Origin of the sequence: Brevibacterium sp. SIMBA_078 (assembly GCF_046534565.1) — a bacterium.
Taxonomy (GTDB): domain Bacteria; phylum Actinomycetota; class Actinomycetes; order Actinomycetales; family Brevibacteriaceae; genus Brevibacterium.
This window is the reverse complement of sequence record NZ_JAWRYQ010000256.1, coordinates 1-268: the sequence shown is the minus strand read 5'-3', so window position 1 is coordinate 268 and position 268 is coordinate 1. Positions and strand designations below refer to the sequence as shown.

Genomic DNA, 268 nt, shown 5'->3' with positions numbered 1-268 from the left:
AAGCTGAAATCGACGAGCTTAGAAAGGAATTGGAACGATGTCGTACCTTGCTCGCTCACGACGCTAGCTAGTGTAGATCTCGCTTACGGCGCGCCGCATTGAAGCGGAACACATTTGTGTAAGGCCCCGTCATGACCATTTCAGAAGCAGCAACTTACCTATTCGTCAGTCGCCCACACATCCGAAGGCTCCTCGACTCGGGCAAGCTCGAAGAAGTCTTGCCGAGAAACCGGAACGGCGAGATAAATATCGATGTTGCTTCTGTTGA

General features: G+C 51.5%; 1 protein-coding gene. It reads left to right on the top strand.

The genetic code is table 11. From position 1 onward, the window contains the following. Nucleotides 1-131: 131 nt before the first annotated feature. Nucleotides 132-268 (top strand): excisionase family DNA-binding protein (locus SB749_RS19640; RefSeq protein WP_410711784.1); only part of this gene is annotated, 137 nt, incomplete at its 3' end.